This window comes from Actinotalea sp. JY-7885, assembly GCF_014525465.1.
Lineage (GTDB): Bacteria > Actinomycetota > Actinomycetes > Actinomycetales > Cellulomonadaceae > Actinotalea.
Genome location: NZ_JACEXH010000046.1, coordinates 1 through 19,934, shown reverse-complemented (window position 1 = coordinate 19,934; position 19,934 = coordinate 1). Strand labels below are relative to the sequence as shown.

At 72.8% G+C, this 19,934-nt stretch carries 19 protein-coding genes; 13 read left to right on the top strand and 6 right to left on the bottom strand.

Translation table 11 applies throughout. The annotated features are described in order from the left end of the window. A partial coding sequence (locus IDM29_RS06390; protein WP_309232684.1) for a Gfo/Idh/MocA family oxidoreductase occupies window positions 1–1,147 on the bottom strand: 1,147 nt, incomplete at its 3' end. Window positions 1,148–1,414: 267 nt separating this feature from the next. On the opposite strand from IDM29_RS06390, the gene IDM29_RS06385 reads away from it, so the two are divergent. The 5 genes from IDM29_RS06385 to IDM29_RS06365 all read left to right on the top strand — a co-directional run bounded on the left by IDM29_RS06385 (window position 1,415) and on the right by IDM29_RS06365 (window position 6,659). Next, window positions 1,415–2,356 carry a carbohydrate ABC transporter permease gene (locus tag IDM29_RS06385; RefSeq protein WP_182112201.1) on the top strand — a complete coding sequence of 314 codons (942 nt, stop codon included), beginning with the start codon at window positions 1,415–1,417 and terminating at the stop codon, window positions 2,354–2,356. A gap of 64 nt (window positions 2,357–2,420) precedes the next feature. Next, the gene (locus IDM29_RS06380) at window positions 2,421–3,332 is read left to right on the top strand and encodes a carbohydrate ABC transporter permease (RefSeq protein WP_182114305.1); all 912 of its coding nucleotides are present in this window, start codon (window positions 2,421–2,423) and stop codon (window positions 3,330–3,332) included. A gap of 212 nt (window positions 3,333–3,544) precedes the next feature. Then, complete coding sequence (locus IDM29_RS06375) at window positions 3,545–4,909, top strand: ABC transporter substrate-binding protein (RefSeq protein WP_182112200.1); 1,365 nt, start codon at window positions 3,545–3,547, stop codon at window positions 4,907–4,909. 119 nt (window positions 4,910–5,028) lie between these two features. Beyond that, window positions 5,029–6,381, top strand: a complete 1,353-nt coding sequence (locus IDM29_RS06370) for a Gfo/Idh/MocA family protein (protein WP_182112199.1) — start codon at window positions 5,029–5,031, stop codon at window positions 6,379–6,381. Between the two features lie 32 nt (window positions 6,382–6,413). Then, the gene (locus IDM29_RS06365) at window positions 6,414–6,659 is read left to right on the top strand and encodes a hypothetical protein (protein ID WP_182112198.1); all 246 of its coding nucleotides are present in this window, start codon (window positions 6,414–6,416) and stop codon (window positions 6,657–6,659) included. Between the two features lie 152 nt (window positions 6,660–6,811). On the opposite strand, the gene IDM29_RS06360 is transcribed toward IDM29_RS06365, so the two are convergent. Then, on the bottom strand, window positions 6,812–8,224 hold the full coding sequence (locus IDM29_RS06360; protein WP_188037323.1) for an HNH endonuclease signature motif containing protein: 1,413 nt from the start codon (window positions 8,222–8,224) through the stop codon (window positions 6,812–6,814). A 138-nt stretch (window positions 8,225–8,362) separates the two neighbouring features. Here IDM29_RS06360 and IDM29_RS06355 point away from each other — a divergent pair, with 138 nt between their 5' ends. The 7 genes from IDM29_RS06355 (at window position 8,363) to IDM29_RS06325 (ending at window position 15,373) form a co-directional block, all read left to right on the top strand. Then, window positions 8,363–8,977 (top strand): sugar O-acetyltransferase, encoded by a 615-nt coding sequence (locus IDM29_RS06355; protein ID WP_188037322.1) that lies wholly within the window; start codon window positions 8,363–8,365, stop codon window positions 8,975–8,977. After that, the gene (locus IDM29_RS06350; RefSeq protein WP_182112195.1) at window positions 8,974–9,570 is read left to right on the top strand and encodes a TetR/AcrR family transcriptional regulator; all 597 of its coding nucleotides are present in this window, start codon (window positions 8,974–8,976) and stop codon (window positions 9,568–9,570) included. Before IDM29_RS06355 ends, IDM29_RS06350 begins: the two co-directional genes overlap by 4 nt. 46 nt (window positions 9,571–9,616) lie before the next feature. Further along, window positions 9,617–10,894: an MFS transporter gene (locus IDM29_RS06345; protein WP_188037321.1), complete on the top strand. Its 1,278-nt coding sequence runs from the start codon at window positions 9,617–9,619 to the stop codon at window positions 10,892–10,894. Between the two features lie 100 nt (window positions 10,895–10,994). Further along, window positions 10,995–11,258 carry a recombinase family protein gene (locus IDM29_RS06340; RefSeq protein WP_255499967.1) on the top strand — a complete coding sequence of 88 codons (264 nt, stop codon included), beginning with the start codon at window positions 10,995–10,997 and terminating at the stop codon, window positions 11,256–11,258. 62 nt (window positions 11,259–11,320) lie between these two features. Further along, a complete protein-coding gene (locus tag IDM29_RS06335) occupies window positions 11,321–12,787 on the top strand; it encodes a hypothetical protein (protein ID WP_188037320.1) in 1,467 nt (488 codons plus the stop codon). A gap of 499 nt (window positions 12,788–13,286) precedes the next feature. Further along, window positions 13,287–13,601, top strand: a complete 315-nt coding sequence (locus IDM29_RS06330; RefSeq protein ID WP_188037319.1) for a hypothetical protein — start codon at window positions 13,287–13,289, stop codon at window positions 13,599–13,601. A gap of 155 nt (window positions 13,602–13,756) precedes the next feature. Then, window positions 13,757–15,373 (top strand): methyl-accepting chemotaxis protein, encoded by a 1,617-nt coding sequence (locus tag IDM29_RS06325; RefSeq protein WP_188037318.1) that lies wholly within the window; start codon window positions 13,757–13,759, stop codon window positions 15,371–15,373. Window positions 15,374–15,377: 4 nt separating this feature from the next. Here the strand turns inward: IDM29_RS06325 and IDM29_RS06320 are convergent, their stop codons facing one another. The 4 genes from IDM29_RS06320 to IDM29_RS06305 are packed head-to-tail and all read right to left on the bottom strand — an operon-like array spanning window position 15,378 to window position 18,460. Continuing rightward, window positions 15,378–16,166, bottom strand: coding sequence for a hypothetical protein (locus tag IDM29_RS06320; RefSeq protein ID WP_188037317.1), 789 nt, complete (start codon window positions 16,164–16,166; stop codon window positions 15,378–15,380). Then, window positions 16,163–16,777, bottom strand: a complete 615-nt coding sequence (locus IDM29_RS06315) for an RNA polymerase sigma factor (RefSeq protein WP_188037316.1) — start codon at window positions 16,775–16,777, stop codon at window positions 16,163–16,165. The genes IDM29_RS06320 and IDM29_RS06315 overlap by 4 nt, the downstream gene beginning before the upstream one ends. Beyond that, entirely contained in the window at window positions 16,774–17,862 is a 1,089-nt protein-coding gene (locus IDM29_RS06310) for an amidoligase family protein (protein ID WP_188037315.1), read from the bottom strand. The genes IDM29_RS06315 and IDM29_RS06310 overlap by 4 nt, the downstream gene beginning before the upstream one ends. Before the next feature lie 40 nt (window positions 17,863–17,902). After that, window positions 17,903–18,460, bottom strand: a complete 558-nt coding sequence (locus tag IDM29_RS06305) for a hypothetical protein (protein WP_182112187.1) — start codon at window positions 18,458–18,460, stop codon at window positions 17,903–17,905. Between the two features lie 143 nt (window positions 18,461–18,603). On the opposite strand from IDM29_RS06305, the gene IDM29_RS06300 reads away from it, so the two are divergent. Then, the coding region (locus IDM29_RS06300; protein WP_188037314.1) for a TPM domain-containing protein at window positions 18,604–19,934 on the top strand (1,331 nt) is incomplete at its 3' end.

The following is a 19,934-nucleotide window of genomic DNA, read 5'->3' as shown; positions in this document are numbered from 1 at the left end:
CCTGCGCCGCGACGCGCTGGCACCACGCGGCGACGTCGCGCACCACGCGGCGCGGGCCGCCGTCGCCGCGCGTGTCCGCGTCGTCCTGGACGACGTCGACGTGCTCGGGCGCGATCGGCGTCGGATCGGGCGCGGCGCGGACGGCGTCCAGGACGCGCATGAAGGCGCCGGTCCCGCGCAGGGGGGCCAGCAGCGGGACCGCCGGGTCGGCGCGGTGGTCGAGCAGGTTGGCGAGCAGGTTCGTGCGCGCGGCGGCGACCGTGCGCTCGCCGGACCCGTCGGCCGCACGGAACGTGACCGTGTCCGCGTAGTAGTCCAGCGTCGCGGTGCCCCGCGTGCCGCGCACGGTGACGATCGGGTCGGCGTGCTCGGCCGCGCAGAGCGTCAGGCCGAGCGTCACGCGGATCCCGTCCGTGGTCACGACCCGCACCGCGGACGTGTCGTCGGCCTCGATGTCGTTGGCGCGGTACTGGTCGAGCTCGACGGTGGCGACGTCGTCGGTGGTGCGTGCGCCGGCGAGGTGGAGCGCCGTGGCGACGGCGTGCGCGAGGGGGTTGGTCACGACGCCGTCCACGACCGGCCGCCCGCCGAGCGCGCGGCGACCCGCCCAGTCGGCGCGCGTGAAGTAGCTCTCGGCCCGCACCCACGTGCCCACGGCGCCGACGTCGGTGACGTCGCCGAGCTCGCCGGCGCGCACCGCGTCGTGGACGACGTCGAGGGCCGCCGAGCCGAAGGTCTGGAAGCCGACCTGCACCTCGCGCCCGGCCTCCGCGGCCGTGCCCAGCAGGCGGTCGAGCTCGTCGAGCGACGCCGTCGGCGGCTTCTCGAGCAGCACGTCGGCGCCCGCGCGCAGGGCGAGCGTGGCGAGGTCCGCGTGCGTGTGGATGGGGGTGGCGACGACGACGACGTCGGGCCGGGTCGTCGGGTCCGCCGCGCTCGCGTCGAGCAGCGCGCGCAGGTCGGGGAACCACGGGACGCCGGGGCGGTCGCTCGACGGCGCGTCGGGGGAGTCGGCGTCGGGCGGACGCGGGTCGGCGAGCGCGACCAGGCGTGCGCGCCCGGACGCCTCGAGGTTGGCGATGATGCGGCGCTGGTGGGCGCCGTAGCCGTGGATCCCGACCAGGGCGATGCGGGGCAGATCCTGCACGCCGGCTCCTCCGATGGTTGACACCGCTTCGTCGCGGCCGTTACAAAGAGGGTATACGAAGGTGGATAGCGCTTTCCACCTTCGAGCCCTTCCGGGGTTGAAGCGTTTCAGTTTGTGTAGCAGGCTGCAGGTCTGCGTGGCGCTGTCCGGCCGGAACGTCCCGGCCCAGCGCGCTCGGTCCATCAAGGGCGATCACCGAGGAGTGCCCCATGCCGCTTGTCCCCACCCCATCGGCGCGTCGCGCGCGCCCCCACGTCGGGGGGTGCCATGTCAGCACTCGGTGAGCTCGCCGCTCTGCGCAAGACCAAGGGGCAGAAGGCCACGCCCAGCCCGGCGGAGCGCGGCGACAACAAGGCGGCGATCTTCTTCCTCGCGCCGTGGTTCGTCGGCCTCTTCCTCATCACCGCCGGCCCGATGGCCGCCTCGCTGTACCTGTCCTTCACGGACTACAGCCTGCTGCAGCCGCCGGAGTGGATCGGCGGCGCCAACTACGTCGAGATGCTCAACGACCGGCGGCTGCACAACTCGCTCCAGGTCACGGCGACGTACGTCTTCGTCTCGGTGCCCCTGCAGCTGGCGGCGGCGCTCGGGCTCGCGCTGTTCCTCGACCGCGGCCTGCGGGGCCTGGCCCTGTACCGGTCGGTCTTCTACCTGCCGTCGCTCCTCGGCGGCAGCGTCGCGATCGCGATCCTGTGGCGCCAGATCTTCGGCACGAACGGCCTCATCAACCAGGTCCTCGACTTCTTCGGCATCCAGGGCCAGGGCTGGGTCTCGCACCCCGACTACGCGCTCGGGACGCTCGTGATCCTCAACGTGTGGACCTTCGGGTCCCCGATGATCATCTTCCTCGCCGGGCTCCGCCAGATCCCCGAGATGTACTACGAGGCGGCGTCGATCGACGGCGCCGGCAAGCTGCGGCAGTTCGCGAGCATCACGCTCCCGCTCCTCACGCCGATCATCTTCTTCAACCTGGTGCTCCAGCTCATCGGCGCGTTCCAGTCCTTCACCCAGGCCTTCGTCGTCAGCGGCGGGACGGGCGGGCCGGTGGACTCGACGATGTTCTACACGCTCTACCTGTACCAGAAGGGCTTCACGAACCTCGACATGGGCTACGCCTCGGCGATGGCCTGGCTGCTCGTGGTCATCATCGCGGGGCTGACGGCCGTCAACTTCCTCCTCTCCAAGTACTGGGTCTTCTACAATGACTGAGCGCATCGAGCAGGACGTGCCGACCCCCGGGATCCAGGCGCAGGCCGCCGTCGCCGGCGGGAACATGGTGGGCGTCGAGCCCGCTGCCGCCCCCCAGGGCGACCCTCCCCGCCGCAGCACGCGGGCCGTGGGGGACCCGTCGCCGTGGGCCGCGCGGACCCGCACCGTGGGCAAGCACCTGCTGCTCATCGCCCTCGGGTTCGTGATGCTCTACCCGCTGCTGTGGATGCTCTCGAGCTCCCTGAAGCCGACGGAGCTCATCTTCCGCGAGCCCGGCCTCATCCCCTCGCAGCTCGACCCGGCGAACTACACGGACGGCTGGACGGCGCTGCTGCACCCCTTCAGCCACTACCTGATGAACTCGTTCATCATCGTGATGGGCTCGGTCGCCGGGAACCTGATCTCGTGCTCGCTCGCGGCCTACGCGTTCGCGCGGCTCAACTTCAAGGGCCGCAAGATCTGGTTCGCGATCATGCTGATGTCGATCATGCTGCCGATCCACGTCGTGATCGTGCCGCAGTACATCCTGTTCTCCGAGCTGGAGTGGATCAACACGTTCCTGCCGCTCATCGTGCCCAAGCTGCTGGCGACGGACGCGTTCTTCATCTTCCTCATGGTCCAGTTCTTCCGGGGCATCCCGAAGGAGCTCGACGAGGCCGCGCGCATCGACGGCGCGGGCCACGCCCGGATCTTCTTCCAGGTCATGCTGCCGCTCGCCACGCCCGCGCTCGCGACGACGGCGATCTTCACCTTCATCTGGACCTGGAACGACTTCTTCAGCCAGCTGATCTTCCTGACCAACCCCGACATGTACACGGTCCCCGTCGCGCTGCGCACGTTCGTCGACTCGACGGGCGAGAGCTCCTGGGGCCCGCTGTTCGCGATGTCGATCGTCTCGCTCATCCCGGTGTTCCTGGTCTTCCTGTTCGGCCAGAAGTACCTGGTCAAGGGCATCGCCACCACGGGCATCAAGTAGGCCCGACGCCGGCGGGGGCAACGCAGCCCCCGCCGGACGCACCGCGCACCACCCGCACGGCACCACCCGCACCGCACCACCCGCACCGCTACACCGCAGGCCCTCGGAGCCGGCCGAGCACCACCTCCGGCGCAGTACCCGCACGCCCGCCGCACCGTTGCGGCGACGCGTCGCGGGGTCACGCATCGATCCGCACACCACTGAGGAGCACGATGTCCCACCACACCCGTACCCGGCCCGCGCGCCGCGGCATGCGCGGCATGCTGGGCACGGCCGCCGTCGTCGCGGCCGCCGGTCTCGCCCTGACGGCCTGCGCGCAGGAGGCCCCGGACAACGCGCCGGAGGGGCCGGCGGAGGCCGAGGAGACCTACGACCCGGACGCCCCGGTCACCATCAAGTTCTCGTGGTGGGGGTCCGACACCCGCCACGAGCTCACCCAGCAGGTGCTCGACAACTTCATGACCAAGCACCCGAACATCACGGTGGTCAGCGACTTCACGGACTGGAACGGCTACTGGGACAAGCTGGCGACGACCGTCGCCGCGGGCGACGCCCCGGACATCATCACGCAGGAGGAGCGCTACCTGCGCGACTACGCCACGCGCGGTGTGCTCGCCGACATCAACGAGTACAGCGACATCGTCGAGCTGGGGAACCTGGACGAGTCGATCCTCGCGTCGGGTGAGATGGAGGGCGGCCAGTACGGCCTGCCCACCGGCGTGAACGCCTACGCGATCCTCGCCAACACGGCCGTGTTCGAGCAGGCGGGCGTCGAGCTGCCCGACGACGAGTCCTGGACCTGGGACGACTACGTCGACATCGCGACCGAGCTCAGCGAGAAGCTGCCCGACGGCATGTACGGCACGCAGGACTACGGGTTCAACGAGCCGGGCTTCGCGATCTTCGCGCGGCAGCAGGGGGAGTCGCTGTACAACGAGGACGGCTCGATCGGCTTCAGCGAGGACACGCTCGCGCAGTGGTGGGAGATCTCGCTGCGGCTGCGCGACCAGGGCGCGACGCCGTCCGCGGCCGAGACGGTCGAGATCGACGCCGGTGGGCCCGAGCAGTCCCTCGTCGGCACCAACCGGGGTGGCATGGCGTTCTTCTGGAGCAACCAGCTGGGCGCCGTGAGCAATGCGGCGGGCCAGGAGGTCCAGCTGCTCCGCCACCCGGGCGAGACCGAGCACGAGCGCACCGGGATGTACTTCAAGCCCGCGATGTTCTACTCGATCTCCGCCACGTCCGAGCACCCGGAGGCGGCCGCGACGCTCATCGACTACCTGCTCAACGACCCCGAGGCCGCGGAGATCATGCTGTCGGACCGCGGTCTGCCGGCGAACACCGAGGTCCGCGAGTCCGTCGTGGACAACTTCTCGCCCGTCGACCAGCAGGCGGCGGAGTTCCTGACCGACCTCGAGGACGAGATCGTGGACGGCCTGCCGGTGCCGCCGGTCGGCGCGGGTGAGGTGGCCGAGATCATCCGCCGCATCAACGCGGAGGTCCTGTTCGACCGGATGAGCCCGCAGGACGCTGCCGCGCAGTTCATCAGCGAGGTCGAGGGTGCGACCGGCAACTGACCGCTAGCGGTTCGCCGCTGCGACTGGTGGGGTGGCCGTGCGGGCAGTGCGCCCGCACGGCCACCCGAGTCAGCCCTGGACGCAGGTCCGCTCACGGGAGCAGGAAGGACGGACACCCCATGGGTGGAGTCGCGCAGGAGGGTCCGGCCAGGCGCCGGTACGCGGTGGTCGGCACGGGCCACCGTTCACAGATGTACGTCGAGGCGCTGCTCGGGCCGCACGCCGACGTCGGCGAGATCGTGGCCTGGTGCGAGCCGAACCCCGGCCGCATGGACTTCTACGACGAGCTGGTGCGCGCCGCGGGCGCCCAGGTGCCGGCGCGCTACGCGCCCGAGGACCTCGAGAAGCTGATCGACGTCGAGCACGTCCAGACCGTCATCGTGACGAGCCCCGACCACACGCACGCCGAGATGGTCGCGCGGGCGATGGCCGCGGGGGCCGACGTCGTGCTCGAGAAGCCCCTGACGACCGACCTCGCCGGGTGCCGGCGCATCGTCGACGCCGTCGAGAACACCGGGCGCTCGCTCGTGCTGACGTTCAACTACCGGTACTCGCCGCGCAACAGCGCCCTCAAGGAGGTCATCGCCTCGGGCGAGATCGGCGACGTCACGAGCGTGCACTTCGAGTGGGTGCTCGACACCATGCACGGCGCCGACTACTTCCGGCGCTGGCACCGGCGCAAGGACCTGTCGGGCGGGCTGCTGGTGCACAAGGCGTCGCACCACTTCGACCTCGTGAACTGGTGGCTCGCGGACCTGCCGTCGCGGGTCTACGCGAGCGGCGCCCTGCGCTTCTACGGGGCGTCCAACGCCCGCCGTCGTGGGCTCATCCGGCGCCCGGCGCGCGGCTCGACGCGCACGACGCGCAACGACCCCTTCCTGCTCGACCTCCGGGAGAACGAGCGGCTCAAGCAGCTCTACCTCGACGTGGAGCACCACGACGGCTACCTGCGCGACCGGGACGTGTTCTCCTCCGGCATCACGATCGAGGACAACCTGGCGGTGATCGTCGACTACGCCCGCGGCGCGACGCTCACCTACTCGCTCAACGCCCACGGCCCGTGGGAGGGCTACCGGGTCTCGGTCAACGGCACCGCCGGGCGCGCGGAGCTCGAGGTCGTGGAGCGCGGCGCGGTACTCGTCGGCAAGGACGGTCGCCTGGTCGTGGACCCGAGCGCGGTCGAGGACGTCCAGGCCGCCGGCGCGCGGCCGGCCCACGGCGAGCGCCTCGTGGTCCAGAAGCACTGGGGTCCGGCCGTCGAGGTCGAGATCCCTGCGGGCGAGGGTGCCCACGGCGGCGGCGACGAGAAGATGCTGCGCGACCTCTTCCGCGGCGCCGAGCACGACCCGCTGGGTCGCGCGGCCGGCCTCCTCGACGGCGTCCGTTCGGTCGTCGTGGGCGTCGCCGGCAACGTCTCCCTCGAGACGGGCCTCCCGGTCCGCACCGCCGACCTCCGCCTGGGCCTGGGGTAGGGCGTGCCTCACGAGGGCGGATGGTCCGGGCCATGACGCATCGGACGGGCGGCAGACGTTGGCTGCTCGCCGCCCTCGCCGTCACGGTGGTGATCGGTGCGGTCTGGGGCGTGCAGGGCGGCAGCTGCGTCACTGGGAGCGGTGGCGGCGCTGATTGCGCGTCGACGCCCGCGGTCGGGGTCGCCGGGGCGTGGGTGCTGACCATCGGCGGCGTGCTGTTCGTTCTCCATGCGCTGCGCCGCGGCTTCCGGACGCGGACCCGCGAGCCGCGCCGGTAGCTCCACCGTCGGTGCGGTGCGGTGCAGCGCGTCGTCCTCCGCTGCCGGGTGGCGAACGCTCCGAGCACCACACGCGGCACGTCGGCACCGCGTGTCAGCCGCCCGGTAGCGCGCTGCGGCGCGCCCCGCAGCGCTCGATGGCGCCCCGCGTGTCACTGGACGGTGAAGAGGTCCGGTGGTTGGCCGGCCGCGTCCGGCATCGGCGCCCCGGCCCCGCCATCCCCATCGTCAGCGAGTCCGGGCGCGGCCCGGGTGGGCGTGGCGATGGGTCGTCCGCGCTGGTCGTGGAAGGTGTACCGGGGTCGGCGTCCTGGTCCGGGTGGTCCGGGTTGTCGGGTGATGGTCAGGTCGCGTCGGTGGACCTCGTGGTGGTGGAAGACGCAGAGCAGGACGCCGTTGGTCAGGGAGGTGGGTCCGTTGTCGCGTTCCCACCAGCGGATGTGGTGGACCTCGCCCCAGCGGGCTTCGGCGCCGCAGTCGGGCCAGGAGCACCCGCGGTCGCGGGCGATGACGGCGCGGCGTTGGACGCCGGTGTAGGTGCGTTGGGTGCGTCCGATGTCCAGGGGCATCGTGTCGGCGTCCATGACCACGCGGGTCAGGTCGCAGTCGCACAGGGCGCGGGCGACCTCGCTGATCGGCACCGGCGTCCCGTCCTCCAGCGTCACCGGCGCGAACGACGCGGCATCGGAACCATCGGCCTCGCCGGTCGCGCGCAGTGCGCGGAGGCCGGCCCAGGTGCCGGCGTCCATGAGGAAGGACACGTGGGGTCGCACCGCGGCGCCGCTGCCGGTCTCGGGCAGGGCCAGGATCTTCTCGGCGATGGTGTCCAGGGCGTCGGCGCGGCGCTGCTCGTGGGAGCGGTCGTCGTCCTTGCCGGGTCGCGGCGACACGGCCTCCAGCGCCAGCCGCAGCCGGTGGCCGGCCATCCGATCGACGAGCCCTTTGATGCGGGTGCCCTCGGGGGTGTCGGCCAGGGTCAGGAACCGTGCGGCGCGCTGGGCCTGGTGCCCGCGCTCGTGCGCGAGGGGATCGAGCTCGGCGGCGAGCTGCGCCGCGGCCCGCGCAAACGTCCCCGCGTCGACCCGCCGCGCGGTCTCCAGCAGCTGGGCCTGCCGCTCGGGCGTGGCCAACGCGTCCTTGACCGCACCGGACGCCCCGGCCACGACCCGACCCAGGGCCTCCATGTGGTCCACGGTGACCGCGCCCTCACGGGCGGCCTCGCCCAGGGCGGGCAGCCGGGTGGCGGCGTCGGCCTGGCGGACCTGGGTCAGCACCGCCCGCGCCCCCGACCGCGACGTGCGACCCCGCCACGCCTCGAAGCTCGGATCACCCGACGCGCGCCAGGTCCCGCTGTCCCGCTCGGCCAGCAGCACCTCGCCCCGCACCACGGTCAGCGCACCGACCGCCGCGTCCAGCGCCGCCAGGACCTCACGCCGCTCCACCGGCGACCAGTCACCCGCCGCCCCACCGACCGCCTTGACCCGCTCCACGAGCCCGCGCACGTCCATCACCACGCGCGCCGGCGCCGCGACCCCGAAGGGCTCCACCGCCGCCAGCACCGCCATGCCCGCCTCCGAGTCACTCGAACGTACGTTCGAATAATACTGCACCGGGACAGGTCGGACAACCCCTTCGGCCAACACGCGCCGCGGTCGAGGCGGGCGCGTAGCCGCGGCTCGCGCGCGATCTGTACAGTTGTACAAATGACGAGCGACACCCGCGGCGACGACACCCGAACCATGTACGACCGCATGCTCGCGGGCGACCTCTACATCGCCGACGACCCCCGCATCCTCGAGGCGAGCGCCGCGGCGATCGACCTCATCACGGCGTACAACGCGACGACCCCGCGCCAGGAGCCGCTACGCCGGCTCATCCTCGAGCAGCTGCTCGGCTCGATTGGGGAGGGCAGCGGCATCCGCGCACCGTTCTACGTCGACCTCGGCTCGCGCATCCGCATCGGCGCCCGCACGTTCGCCAACTTCGGCCTCGTGGCGCTCGACGTCGCGCCCATCACCATCGGCGACGACGTCATGATCGGACCCAACGTCCAGCTGCTCACGCCGACCCACCCGATCGCGCCCGGCCCGCGCCGCGACAAGTGGGAGGCGGCGGAGCCGATCACCATCGGGAACAACGTCTGGCTGGGCGGCGGCGTCATCGTGCTGCCCGGCGTCACGATCGGTGAGAACACGGTCGTCGGCGCGGGATCGGTCGTCACCAAGGACCTCCCGGCCAACGTCGTCGCGGTCGGCAACCCGGCGCGCGTCATCCGCACCCTGGAGGACGACGACGTCGTCCCGGAGCGCCAGCCGTGAGCCCGGACGACGACGCCGCCGACCGCCCGCCCAAGGCCCGCGCCCCGCAGCGCCGCCGTGCGCTGCACACCGACCCGGACCGCCGCGCGGAGCTCATCCGGACCACCCTCGACGTCATCGCCGAGCGCGGCGTCGCGGGTGCCACGCACCGCGCGGTCGGGGCGGCGGCGGGCGTCTCGCCGGGGTCCCTCACCTACCACTACAGCACGCTCGACGAGCTCCACCAGGAGGCGTTCGGCGTCCTCGCGGACGACGTCGCCTCGGCGCTCGAGGCCCGCATGCGGTCCGCGCCGGACGCCGAGGCCGCCGTCGAGGCGCTGGCGCAGCACCTGGCCGACGACCTCGTCGCGGACCGGCGCTCCCTGCTGCTCGCGGTCGAGCTCTACGTCGCCGCCGCCCGCCGCCCGGCCCTGCGCGAGGTCACGGAGGCGTGGATGGTCCGCAGCCGGCGCGCGCTCGAGCTCCACTTCGACCCCGTCACGGCGCGCGAGCTCGACGCGCTCGTCGAGGGCCTCGTCCTGCACCAGGCGCTCTCGACCGACCCGATGACCCCCGAGCAGCTGCGCCACGCGCTGCTCCGCCTCACCCGCTGACCACCGCGACGACGACGTCGTCACCGCACGAGTACCCGGAGCCCCCATGTCCTCCCCGGCCGCGCCCGCACCGACGGCGCGGCGTGCCCGCGCCGCGGTGTCCGCCGTCTTCTTCGTCAACGCCGTCCTGTACGCGAACCTCGTGCCGCGGCTGCCCGAGGTCAAGGACCGCCTCGACCTGAGCAACGCCGAGCTGGGCACCGCGATCGCGGCGATGCCGGCGGGGGCACTGGTCGCGGGACTCCTCGCGCCCGTGCTGATCCAGCGGCTGGGCTCCGGCAGGGTCGCGGCGTTCGGGCTGGTCCTGTCCGCGGTGACGGTCGCCTGCCTGCCGCTCGCGCCGGCGTGGGGCGCGCTCGCCGCGCTGATGCTGGTCGCGGGTGCGCTGGACGCCGTCATCGACGTCGCGCAGAACGCGCACGGCTTCCGCGTGCAGCGCGCCTACGGGCGCTCGATCGTCAACGCGTTCCACGGCCTGTGGAGCGTGGGCGCCGTCGTCGGCGGAGTGCTGGGGTCCGTCGCCGCGGGGCTGTCCGTGCCGCTGCCGGCGCATCTCGCCGCGTCCGGCGTGCTGTTCAGCGTCGTCGCCGTCGTGGCGTACCGCTTCATGCTGCGCGGCCCCGAGGACGCCGAGCGCGAGCCCGCGGACGACGTCGCCCATGACGCCGCGTCGACGTCGGCGTTGCGTCGCTTGGGCGGGCGTGCCGTGCTGATGCTCGCGGCGCTCGGCGTGCTCGGGGCCGGCGGCGCCTTCGTCGAGGACGCCGGGTCCTCATGGGGCGCCCTCTACCTGCGAGGGGAGGTCGGCACCGACGCCGCGACGGCGGGGCTCGCGTTCGTCTCGCTCTCGGTCGCGATGACGATCGGCCGCCTGACGGGCGACCGAGCCGTCGACCGGTTCGGCCAGCGCCGCGTCGCCCGCGTGGGCGGCGCCGCGATCGCGGCAGGCATGGGGCTGGCGCTCGCCGTCCCGTCCGTCGGCACCACGGTCGTGGGCTTTGCGCTCGCCGGGCTCGGCGTCGCGACCCTGATCCCCGCTGTCATGCACACCGCCGACGAGCTGCCCGGCCTGCCGCCGGGGGTCGGCCTCACCGTGGTCAGCTGGCTGCTGCGCGTCGGCTTCCTGATCTCGCCGATGGTCGTGGGCGTGGTCGCCGACGCCACGAGCCTGCGCGTGGCGTTGCTCGCGGTGGTGATTGCGGGGCTAGGGGTGCTGGTGCTCGGCCGCGTTCTCGTCGGTGCCTCGCCGGCCCGTGACCAGGAGAGCGGCGAGAACGGCACGACGCCGCCGTCCGGACCGGCCGTGGCGCCCGTCGCGCCCTAAATGATCGGTCGTTCCGGGTCGCACCTGCGCTCCTACTTGCAGGAAGGAGGCTTCCGGTGAGAGCAACGTCGCGTTACCGACTAGTCGTTAGTCTGCCCCCATGACGCACCGTACCGCCGTGGCGGTCTACGCACGGATCTCTCAGGACCGCAGCGGGGAGGAGTTGGGCGTGCGGCGGCAGTTGGCTGACTGTCGTGTCGAGGCGCAGCGGCGGGGCTGGGCGGTGGCCGAGGAGTACGTCGACGATGACCTGTCGGCGTACTCCGGCAAGAAGCGCCCTGCCTACGAGCGGATGTTGCGTGGGTTCCGGACGAGTTACGTTGCTTCTTCAAGTCAAGAGCGGCCCACCGCCGCTTGCGGCTAGCGTGCCCGCTTGGGCGAGTCGTCCTACCGGGCAGCCCAAGGCAGCGACGCTAGGAGCGACCGATGCGTGTCTCGCAGCACTACGGGCTTACCGGAAATCAAGGGACCTTCGACTTCATCGACGTCCACATCGAGCGCGACACCCCGCTCTTTATTGACCCTTCCGTCATTGCCTCTCTATCGTCGCCATGGGCGGGCGAGTGTGTGAGTTCAATCCAGAACTTCTTTCAGCGCGTGCTCGATCACATCCTGGCCGGTGACACATCTCGGGCACTCGGCCTCCTATCGCGTCTTGGTGAGGACAATTCCACCCGACTTGGGTATTCCGGTCGATCGAGGGGCAGCGGGCTCGGGGCGGGGCTTGCGGCCAAATTCTACAGAGAACTATCCACGAGCCAGGCCCTGCGATCCGGACTCATTACGGATCTCGAAGACACGGCGCTCCTGATCGAAGGAATCCGCGAGGACCGCATCTCGGACGTTACGACCAACATCATCCGCAAGCAGTTGGTGGAGTACACCCAGGCGACGGCTGCATTCTATGGAATCCCCTTGGTGTCCGGCATTGTGATCGGCCCGTTCTGGGAGTCGCGAACAAGCCGGTGGACGCAGGCCACGGTCGACCTTCCCGTTGCGGGCGGTGCGCCGCTCCTTCTTGTCCCCAAGAGCATCGTCCGTCGGGTCCTGTTCCATGATCCGAGCGAGTACTACCGGCACTACGTCTTGGAGTATTTCCGGGAGGATGAGCTGCTGAACAGGTCGCCCTTGACCTACACGATCAAGTCAGGCCAGTTGCGGGTCCACAAGGTTGACGTCGAGAAGAAGTACCGCCGAAAGCACGGCGCGAGTCAAGAGAACCCAGGTGTTGAGAAGCGAATAAATGTCGACGGGACGAGCAGGGAACCGGACCTCCTTCGCCGCTTCAAAGCCGCCAAGGCTGCTAATCCGCCTGAGGCGCTGGATCATGAAACGCTGGGTGGCCTCACGAGCGCCGGAGAGCCCGACTATGACGCTCTCCTCCAGGCGGTGCTCGATCTCCCAACCGGCGCGGCGGACGCGACGGCCTATGAGAAGGCAATCGAGGCCCTCTTTGGAGCGCTCATGTATCCGGTCCTCGTCAACCCATTCCGCCAGAGTCGAATCCATGACGGCCGCAAGATTATCGATATTCGTTTCACCAACATGGCGCGGCATGGGTTCTTTGAGTGGCTGGCTCGGCACTACCCGGCGCCAAACGTGATGGTGGAGTGTAAGAACTACTCCCGATCCCTCGCGAACCCCGAATTTGATCAGTTGAGCGGGCGGTTCTCGCCTTCGCGTGGCAAGTACGGGCTGCTCGTCTATAGGTCATACTCGGAGAAAGCGCGCGTCATGGAGTCGCTTCGAGACACAGCGCGAGACGACCGGGGCTTCATGACGGCGCTCGATGACGACGACTTGGCCGAACTCGTGCGGGAAGCGAAGACGCCCGACGGTTGTATGGCGATAGGGGGGCTACTTCACCAGCGGTTCCAGGCGCTCACCAACTGAGCCATCCGGGTGGTTCAACAACTTGTCGGGTTGCCGACATTGCTCTCACCGGACGCCAGCCAAGGCCTGCCACCGCCGGGACGTCTTACCTCGCGAGGTTTGAGAGGTGACGTGCCACCCGTTGCACTCTGTGCACGGGTGCACCGCCACGGGACCGGTGCGTTCCCGTGCCCGCATGGCCTTCTGGATTGCCGCGAGTGCACGGGCTGCGGCGCGAGGAGTCGGGTAGGGGACCTTCGTGCACGTCGGCATGGCAGCTCTTCCGAGGGAAGAGTGCGCGCCGGACTGAAGTTCCGGTCCGCACCTGGGCCTGCCTCATATGCACGGCGCCGGTGGGTGGCATGAAAGCCCTGTTTCCGCGGACGGTATCGCGTCGCCTACGGCCGCGCCAGTCTCAGGAGTGCCCACAACGTCGAGCCGCACCGGCAGTCATACCCCACGCCCGGTAAGCCCCGGTAACCTCGCCCCGCCGACTCGTCCCACGGAATCGAGTGCCGCGATGTCTGATCCACTGTTCTGGCTCGCCCTCACGCTCGCTCTGGGTTTCGGCGCCGTCGGTGCGGTCTTTCTCACGACCGCCCGCCAGGTCATCGCGGCGCGCGGTCTCCGCTGGTGGCTCGGCGGCGCTGCCGTGACCGTCGGCCTCTTCGCGGCGATGTGGTGGGTCGACGCCGCCGCCGACGGCCCGGGGCCCCGTTATGCGCTGCTCACGCCCGCCGTCGTCCTCGGCATCGCCCTGGCCCGGCCGCTCCGCACCCACGTCCTGACCACCACCACAGCACACGTTCCCGAGAGGCCAGAACCCAGGCGCTAGAACCCATCCCGAACGCCCGGAAACGGCCGATCGGTCTGAGCCGCGTCCCCCTGCGCTCGGAGCCCACCATGGTCAGCGTCCTGCCCCCGAGTACCGCCTCAGCGCCCGCGCTGCCCGCGACGCCGCGCCCCGCGCCCCGGCAGCTCGCACCGGCCATGCCACCTCGCACGCCCCCGGCCCGACGCGCCCGCCGCATCTCCGTCCGCACGCGCATCTTCGCCGTGGTCGGCGTGCTCTCCCTGATCACGGGCCTCATCGCGGCGTACGGCACCGTCGCGCTGCGCGGCGCCGAGGCGGACATCGAGCGGGTGCAGCGCGTCCAGTCCGAGCTCGACGCCGCCGGCGCCGCGCTGACCAACGCGGTGTGGACGGTGCGCGCCACCGTCACGGCGCAGGCCGCGTACGCCGACCCCGCCGCCAAGCAGGAGCAGGTCGAGGCCACCGCCGCCGCGTGGGCGGCCGTCGACGAGGCGGCGCCCGCGCTCGAGGAGGCGTTCGTGGCGGCGCAGGGCTCCGCGCCCGAGGGGTGGGCCACCTTCGAGAGCGCCCTCGCCGCCTACCGCGACGTCGTCCAGGGCGAGCTGCAGGACGCCGCCCTCGCCGACGACCGCGCCGCCTGGGCACAGATCCGCGACGAGCGTGCGGGCGCCCTCGGGGCCGACCTGGTCGCGGCGCTGGCGGCAGTGACCGCGGAGGTCGAGTCGGTCATCGCCGACGTCATCACCCACGCCCAGGACCGGACCCGCGACGAGGTCCGGGTCCTGCTCAGCCTCGCCACCATCGGCGTCGTCCTCGGCCTCACGCTCGGGGCGATCGTCGCGCGCGGCATCCGGCACGCGGTGCTCGAGGTGGGCCGGTCGATCCACGCGCTCGCCCAGGGCGACCTGACCACGCGGCCGCAGGTCCGCACCAGCGACGAGCTCGGGGACATGGCCGCCGCGCTCGGCGACGCGCAGGACGCCCTGGCCGGCACGCTGGCCGGTGCCCTCGACGTCTCGGACACGGTCGCGGCGGCCGCCGAGGAGCTCTCCGCCGCCAACAGCCAGGTCGCCGCCGGCGCGGAGGAGACGTCCGTCCAGGCCGAGACGGTGGCCGCAGCCGCGGCGCAGGTGTCGCTCAACCTGCAGGCCGTCGCGGCCGGTGCCGAGCAGATGGGCGCGTCGATCGGCGAGATCGCGCAGAACGCGCAGGGTGCGGCCGGCGTCGCCGCGCGCGCGACCGAGGCGGCCGAGGCGACGACGCGGACCATCGCGCGGCTCGGCACGTCGTCGCAGGAGATCGGCGACGTCGTGCGCCTCATCACCTCCATCGCCGAGCAGACCAACCTCCTCGCGCTCAACGCGACCATCGAGGCGGCGCGCGCGGGGGAGGCCGGCAAGGGCTTCGCCGTCGTCGCGAGCGAGGTCAAGGACCTGGCGCGGGAGACGGCGAGCGCGACCGAGGACATCGCGCGCCGGGTCGAGGCCATCCAGGCCGACGCCACGGGCGCGGTGCGCGCCATCGAGGAGATCAGCGAGATCGTCGCCGCCGTCAACGGCTACCAGCTGACCATCGCGAGCGCCGTCGAGGAGCAGACGGCGACCACGGCCGAGATGAGCCGCGGCGTCACCGAGGCGGCCACCGGCGCCGGGGAGATCGCGTCGACCATCACCGGGGTCGCCTCGGCGGCGTCGACGTCGTCCGAGGTCATCACGCAGGTGCAGGCGTCGGTCACCGAGCTCGCCGCCATGGCCGCCGACCTCCGCGCCCGGCTCGGGGCCTTCCGCTACTGACGCCTCAGCCGGCGGGCACCTCGTCGCCCTCCCCGGGCGCGAACGGCAGGGGCTCGCCGGCCTCGAGCATCCGTGCGGCGGTGGCCTTGGTCTCGTCGATCTCGGTCCCCCACAGCTCCCCGAGGGCGAGCGCGTCCTCGTACCCGTAGCCGGCGTCGAAGAAGGCGGCGGGCGCCAGATCGTCCGCACCGGACGGGGCGCCGGCCGCGGGGGGAGCCGTCGGAGCCGGAGCGTCCGGGGCGCGGGGCGGGGCCTCGAGCTCGGGATACGTCCCGGCGGCGACCGGGACGGGCTCACCGTCGAGGATGAGCTGACCGGCCCGGGCCTTCGTCTCGATCGACTCGACGCCCCACAGGTCGACGAGGGCCTTCAGGTCGCCGCTCGTGTAGCCGGCGCCCCAGAACGCGTCGTGCTGCTCGAACGTGTAGTCGCCCGGGAGCGGTGACCACTCGAGTCCCACGGCCTGCGCGACGGTCTCGACCGTGCGGGACGCACCCGAGTACGGGTCCCACGCGGCGGCCGCGCCGGCGCCCGCGACGGCGATCGAGGAGCCGACGACCCCTGCGACGACGACGCGGCGCGTGGCCGCGGCGCGCCGCGACGGGCCCTGTGCGGTCGCCGCGAGCTGCGCCTCCAGGCGCGCGGTCACGACGGCGGGGTCGGGACCGGCCACCGGGCGCGAGCGCAGCGCGCGCGTGATGCGCGCGGCGAGCTCGTCGTCGGGGAGGGAGGCGGGGCGTGGGCGCACGACGTCGTCGTCGTGCCGGCGCATCGGGAGCGGGTCGGTGCTCATGGCGTCTCCGTGGGGTTCGAGGGCTGGGACCGCAGCGTGGACAGCGCGCGGGAGGCGTGGGAGCGGACCGTGGCGGCGGTCGTGCCGAGGACGGCGCCGATCTCCGCGTCGCCGAGGCCCTCGTAGTACCGGAGCACCAGCACCGCGCGCTGCCGCGGGGGCAGCGCGGCGAGGCGGCGCCACATCTCGTCGTCCTCGACGACGTGCTCCGCGTGGTCGCTGCGCGGCTCGGCGTGGGTGGCGAGCACGTCGTCGTCGGTCGGCCGGACCGTGCGCACGTGCCACCGCCGCCGCCAGGACAGGTGCTCGTTGGTCACCATGCGCCGCAGGTACAGGTCGGGCCGGTCGAGCAGGGCGATCCGGCCCCAGCGCACGTGCGCCCGGAGCAGCACCTCCTGCACGATGTCGGCCGCCGTGTGCCCGTCGCCCGTGAGGACCGTCGCGTAGCGCAGCAGCCCGGGCAGGTGCGCGCGGACGATGTCGTCCAGCCGGCGCCCGACGGCGTCGGGCGCCTCGCGCGGGCGCGCGGTGGCGACGGGACGCAGGAGCGCCCTCGGCGGCAGGGGGAGCTCTGCGCTGTCGGGGCCGCGCGCGCCCGTCCAGGTGGTCATCGGCGCACCGCCACGAGGGTGTCGAGCGCGTCCAGCGGGTCCCGCGCCGCCGTGGCGCCCGGCAGCGGCAGCGGCTCCGGGTCGCGGCAGCGGCGCAGCAGCGCCTCCACGACGGCGGCGCGCGAGACGATCGCGTGGGCGTGCTCGGCTCCGGGCAGGATCCTCACCTCCAGGGTGTCGCGGACCGGGCGGTCCGAGAGCAGCTGCGTGAGGTTCACGTCGGCGTACTTGGTCACCCCCGTCGACCGCGCCGCCTGCCGCAGACGCTCCCAGCCGGTGCGGGCGGAGTCGTCCTCCCAGGGGCGGTCCACGAGCTCGACCAGGTCATCCGGCAGGGGGGCGAGGCGGCGGCACGCGGGGTTGGTGCCGAACGCCTCCCACAGCACCTCGCGCCAGTGGGCGAACAGCCGCACCACGTTCGCGAAGGCGGGCACCTCGCGGAACGGGGCCCCGTCGACGTGCAGGTGGACCGCGGCCTCGTGCGGGACCGTGAAGCCCAGCTCGCGCGCCGGGCCGAGCAGCGCCTCGAGCGCCGCGGTGTGGCCGGACGCGATCGGCGGCGTGACGATCTCGCACGGGCGTTCGCGGCCCGCCGGCAGGGGGAGCGCGATCGCGATCGTGGCGCCCCGCTCGTCGTTGAGGCGCGTCGCGGCGGGCAGCACCTCGGCCGCAATGCCGAACAGCGCCGCGACCGGCTCGAGGACCGCGGCCATGGACGCGCCCGGGTCCGCGTACCGCTCGACCAGGCGCAGCAGCCGCGCGTCGTCGCTCAGCACCCGGTACCAGCCCCGGTGCCCGGCGCCGCCGGGGTGGCCGGCGAGGTCAGCCGCGATCGTGATGTCGTCGACCAGGCGCGCGACCGGCCGCCCCGCCGCGTCGACGACGTCGAACGCGGGGGACAGGTGCCGGAAGACGCCCACCCCCGGCACCGCCGACGGCTCGCTGTCCGTGTGGAACGACCGCTCGACGCGTCCGCCGGCGCGCGCGGCCAGCTCCGCCGCGAGCACCTGCCGGTCCGATCCGGCGGGCGCCAGCAGCTCGATCTCGAAGCCGGTGCGCAGCGACAGCTCGTGCACGTCGATCATGGGTCTCCTCAGCGGGCGGTCGGCGGTGCCGGGCGAGCGGTCAGGACGCGGGGGCGGAGGTGCCGGGAGCGATCGGGAGCGTCTCGCCGGCGGCGAGCTTCTGCGCCGCAGCGGTCTTGGTCTCGACCACGTCCGTGCCCCACAGGGCGGCGAGCGCCTCGGCGTCGGCGTACGTGTAGCCCGCCTCCCAGAAGGCGTCGGTGGAGAGCACCGGCTCGTCGGGGTGCGTGCCCGGCGCGAACGGCACCGCCTGGCCGTCGAGGACGAGCTGCCCGGCCTTGGCCTTGGCGTCCAGCGTGTCGGTGTGCCACAGGTCCACCAGGGCCTGCGCGTCGTTGGACGTGTACCCCGCCTCCCAGAACGCGTTCAGCCGAGCCTCGGAGTCGGGGGTGAGCGCCGTGGCGCCGTCGGTCCCGGTGGTCCACTCGACCCCCACGGCGCTGAGCGCGCCACGGACGGCCTGCGAGACCGGGGTGTGCGGCGCGACGGCGGCGGCCGCTCCCGCGCCGGCGACGGACAGGCCGGCGGCGACGAGGCCGATCGTCACCAGGCGCTTGCGGGGGCGGGCGGGCGTGCGGGGTGTGGTGCTCTCGTTCATCGTGACCTCCTGGGTCGGTGCGGTGATCCGTACCCCCTCAGAACGCGGCTCGGCGTCCCGGTGTGGAGTCCCGCGGCGCGCGACTTTCGTCCGGGTGCGTGCGGGGTGTTGCCGTCGGTGCCCCGGGACGGGACGATCCGGGGGTGCTGCGACGCCCACGCCCCCACGCCCGCACGACGTCGGCCGCCCTGGTGGCGGGGACCGCGCTCGCGGGCCTCGCCCTCGCCGGGCCGGCCGCGGCCGAGCCGCCCCAGGACCTGCGCGAGAAGGTGACCGACCTCGCCGGCGTGCTGACCACCGGCGACGAGAACCGGGTCGAGGCGGCGCTGGAGCGGCTCGAGGACGAGACCGACTACCAGCTCTTCGTCGTCTACGTCGAGACGTTCGACGGCCTGGACGCCTTCGACTGGACCGACGAGACGGCCACCCTGTCCGGCCTGGGCAGGGACGACCTGCTGCTCGCCGTCGCCGTCGAGGACCGCGAGTACCGCGTCTCGGCGCATGACGAGATCGGCCTGACCGACGACCAGCTGCACGACGTCGAGACCGACGACATCGAGCCGCACCTGGCCGACGACGACTGGGCCGAGGCCGCGATCGCCGCGGCCGACGGCTACCGCGACGCGGCCACCGGCGGCCCGTCGGCGCTGCCGCTGGTCGGCGGCACCGCCGTCGTCGTCGCGGGTGGGCTGTGGCTCGCGCACCGGCGGCGGACCGCGCGCCGGGCCGCCGACGCCGGCACGCGTCCGCAGGCGCTCACGACCGAGGAGCTCGAGAAGCGCGCGGGGACCTCGCTCGTCGCCGTCGACGAGGCCGTGCGGGCGTCGGAGCAGGAGCTCGGGTTCGCCCAGGCGCAGTTCGGCGTCGAGGCCACGCGCACGTTCGACGAGGCCCTCGCGTCGGCCAAGGCGTCGCTCACGCGCGCGTTCGCGCTGCGCCGCAGCCTCGACGACGACGAGCCGGAGACGCCCGAGCAGCGTCGCGAGGCGCTGGTCGAGGTGCTCCGGCTGTGCGACGAGGTCGACGCGACCCTGGACGCGCAGACCGAGGCCTTCGCGCAGCTGCGCGACCTGCACGCGCGTGCGCCGCAGACGCTCGCGGAGCTCGACGCCCGCGTGCGCGAGGCGGAGCAGCGCCTGCCCGCGGCCCAGGCCACGCTCGACACGCTCGCGGCCGGCTACCCGCCGGAGGCGCTGGCCTCGGTGGTCGAGAACGTCGGGGGAGCGACGGCGCTGCTGGGCCAGGCCGCGACAGCGGTGCGCCAGGGGCAGGTCGTCGTCGAGACCGACCGGGCCGCCGCCGTGAGCTACGCGCGGACCGCGGAGGAGGGCGTGGCCCGTGCGCTCGCCCTGCTCGACGCGCTGGGTGCCGCCGGGGCGCAGCTCGCGCAGGCCCCGGCGCGCATCGACGCCGGCCTCGCCTCGCTCGCCGGTGACCTCGCCGACGCCGACCGGCTCGGCGCGGCCGACCCCGC

Excerpts from the sequence above, each read along its gene's own strand:
- IDM29_RS06375 (WP_182112200.1), top strand. The coding sequence starts at position 3,545 with ATGTCCCACCACACCCGTACCCGGCCCGCGCGCCGCGGCATGCGCGGC.
- IDM29_RS06385 (WP_182112201.1), top strand. The coding sequence starts at position 1,415 with ATGTCAGCACTCGGTGAGCTCGCCGCTCTGCGCAAGACCAAGGGGCAG.
- IDM29_RS06370 (WP_182112199.1), top strand. The coding sequence starts at position 5,029 with ATGGGTGGAGTCGCGCAGGAGGGTCCGGCCAGGCGCCGGTACGCGGTG.
- IDM29_RS06365 (WP_182112198.1), top strand. The coding sequence starts at position 6,414 with ATGACGCATCGGACGGGCGGCAGACGTTGGCTGCTCGCCGCCCTCGCC.
- IDM29_RS06335 (WP_188037320.1), top strand. The coding sequence starts at position 11,321 with ATGCGTGTCTCGCAGCACTACGGGCTTACCGGAAATCAAGGGACCTTC.
- IDM29_RS06325 (WP_188037318.1), top strand. The coding sequence starts at position 13,757 with ATGCCACCTCGCACGCCCCCGGCCCGACGCGCCCGCCGCATCTCCGTC.
- IDM29_RS06305 (WP_182112187.1), bottom strand. The coding sequence starts at position 18,460 with ATGAACGAGAGCACCACACCCCGCACGCCCGCCCGCCCCCGCAAGCGC.
- IDM29_RS06310 (WP_188037315.1), bottom strand. The coding sequence starts at position 17,862 with ATGATCGACGTGCACGAGCTGTCGCTGCGCACCGGCTTCGAGATCGAG.
- IDM29_RS06345 (WP_188037321.1), top strand. The coding sequence starts at position 9,617 with ATGTCCTCCCCGGCCGCGCCCGCACCGACGGCGCGGCGTGCCCGCGCC.
- IDM29_RS06320 (WP_188037317.1), bottom strand. The coding sequence starts at position 16,166 with ATGAGCACCGACCCGCTCCCGATGCGCCGGCACGACGACGACGTCGTG.
- IDM29_RS06330 (WP_188037319.1), top strand. The coding sequence starts at position 13,287 with ATGTCTGATCCACTGTTCTGGCTCGCCCTCACGCTCGCTCTGGGTTTC.
- IDM29_RS06315 (WP_188037316.1), bottom strand. The coding sequence starts at position 16,777 with ATGACCACCTGGACGGGCGCGCGCGGCCCCGACAGCGCAGAGCTCCCC.
- IDM29_RS06355 (WP_188037322.1), top strand. The coding sequence starts at position 8,363 with ATGACGAGCGACACCCGCGGCGACGACACCCGAACCATGTACGACCGC.
- IDM29_RS06340 (WP_255499967.1), top strand. The coding sequence starts at position 10,995 with ATGACGCACCGTACCGCCGTGGCGGTCTACGCACGGATCTCTCAGGAC.
- IDM29_RS06360 (WP_188037323.1), bottom strand. The coding sequence starts at position 8,224 with ATGGCGGTGCTGGCGGCGGTGGAGCCCTTCGGGGTCGCGGCGCCGGCG.
- IDM29_RS06380 (WP_182114305.1), top strand. The coding sequence starts at position 2,421 with ATGGTGGGCGTCGAGCCCGCTGCCGCCCCCCAGGGCGACCCTCCCCGC.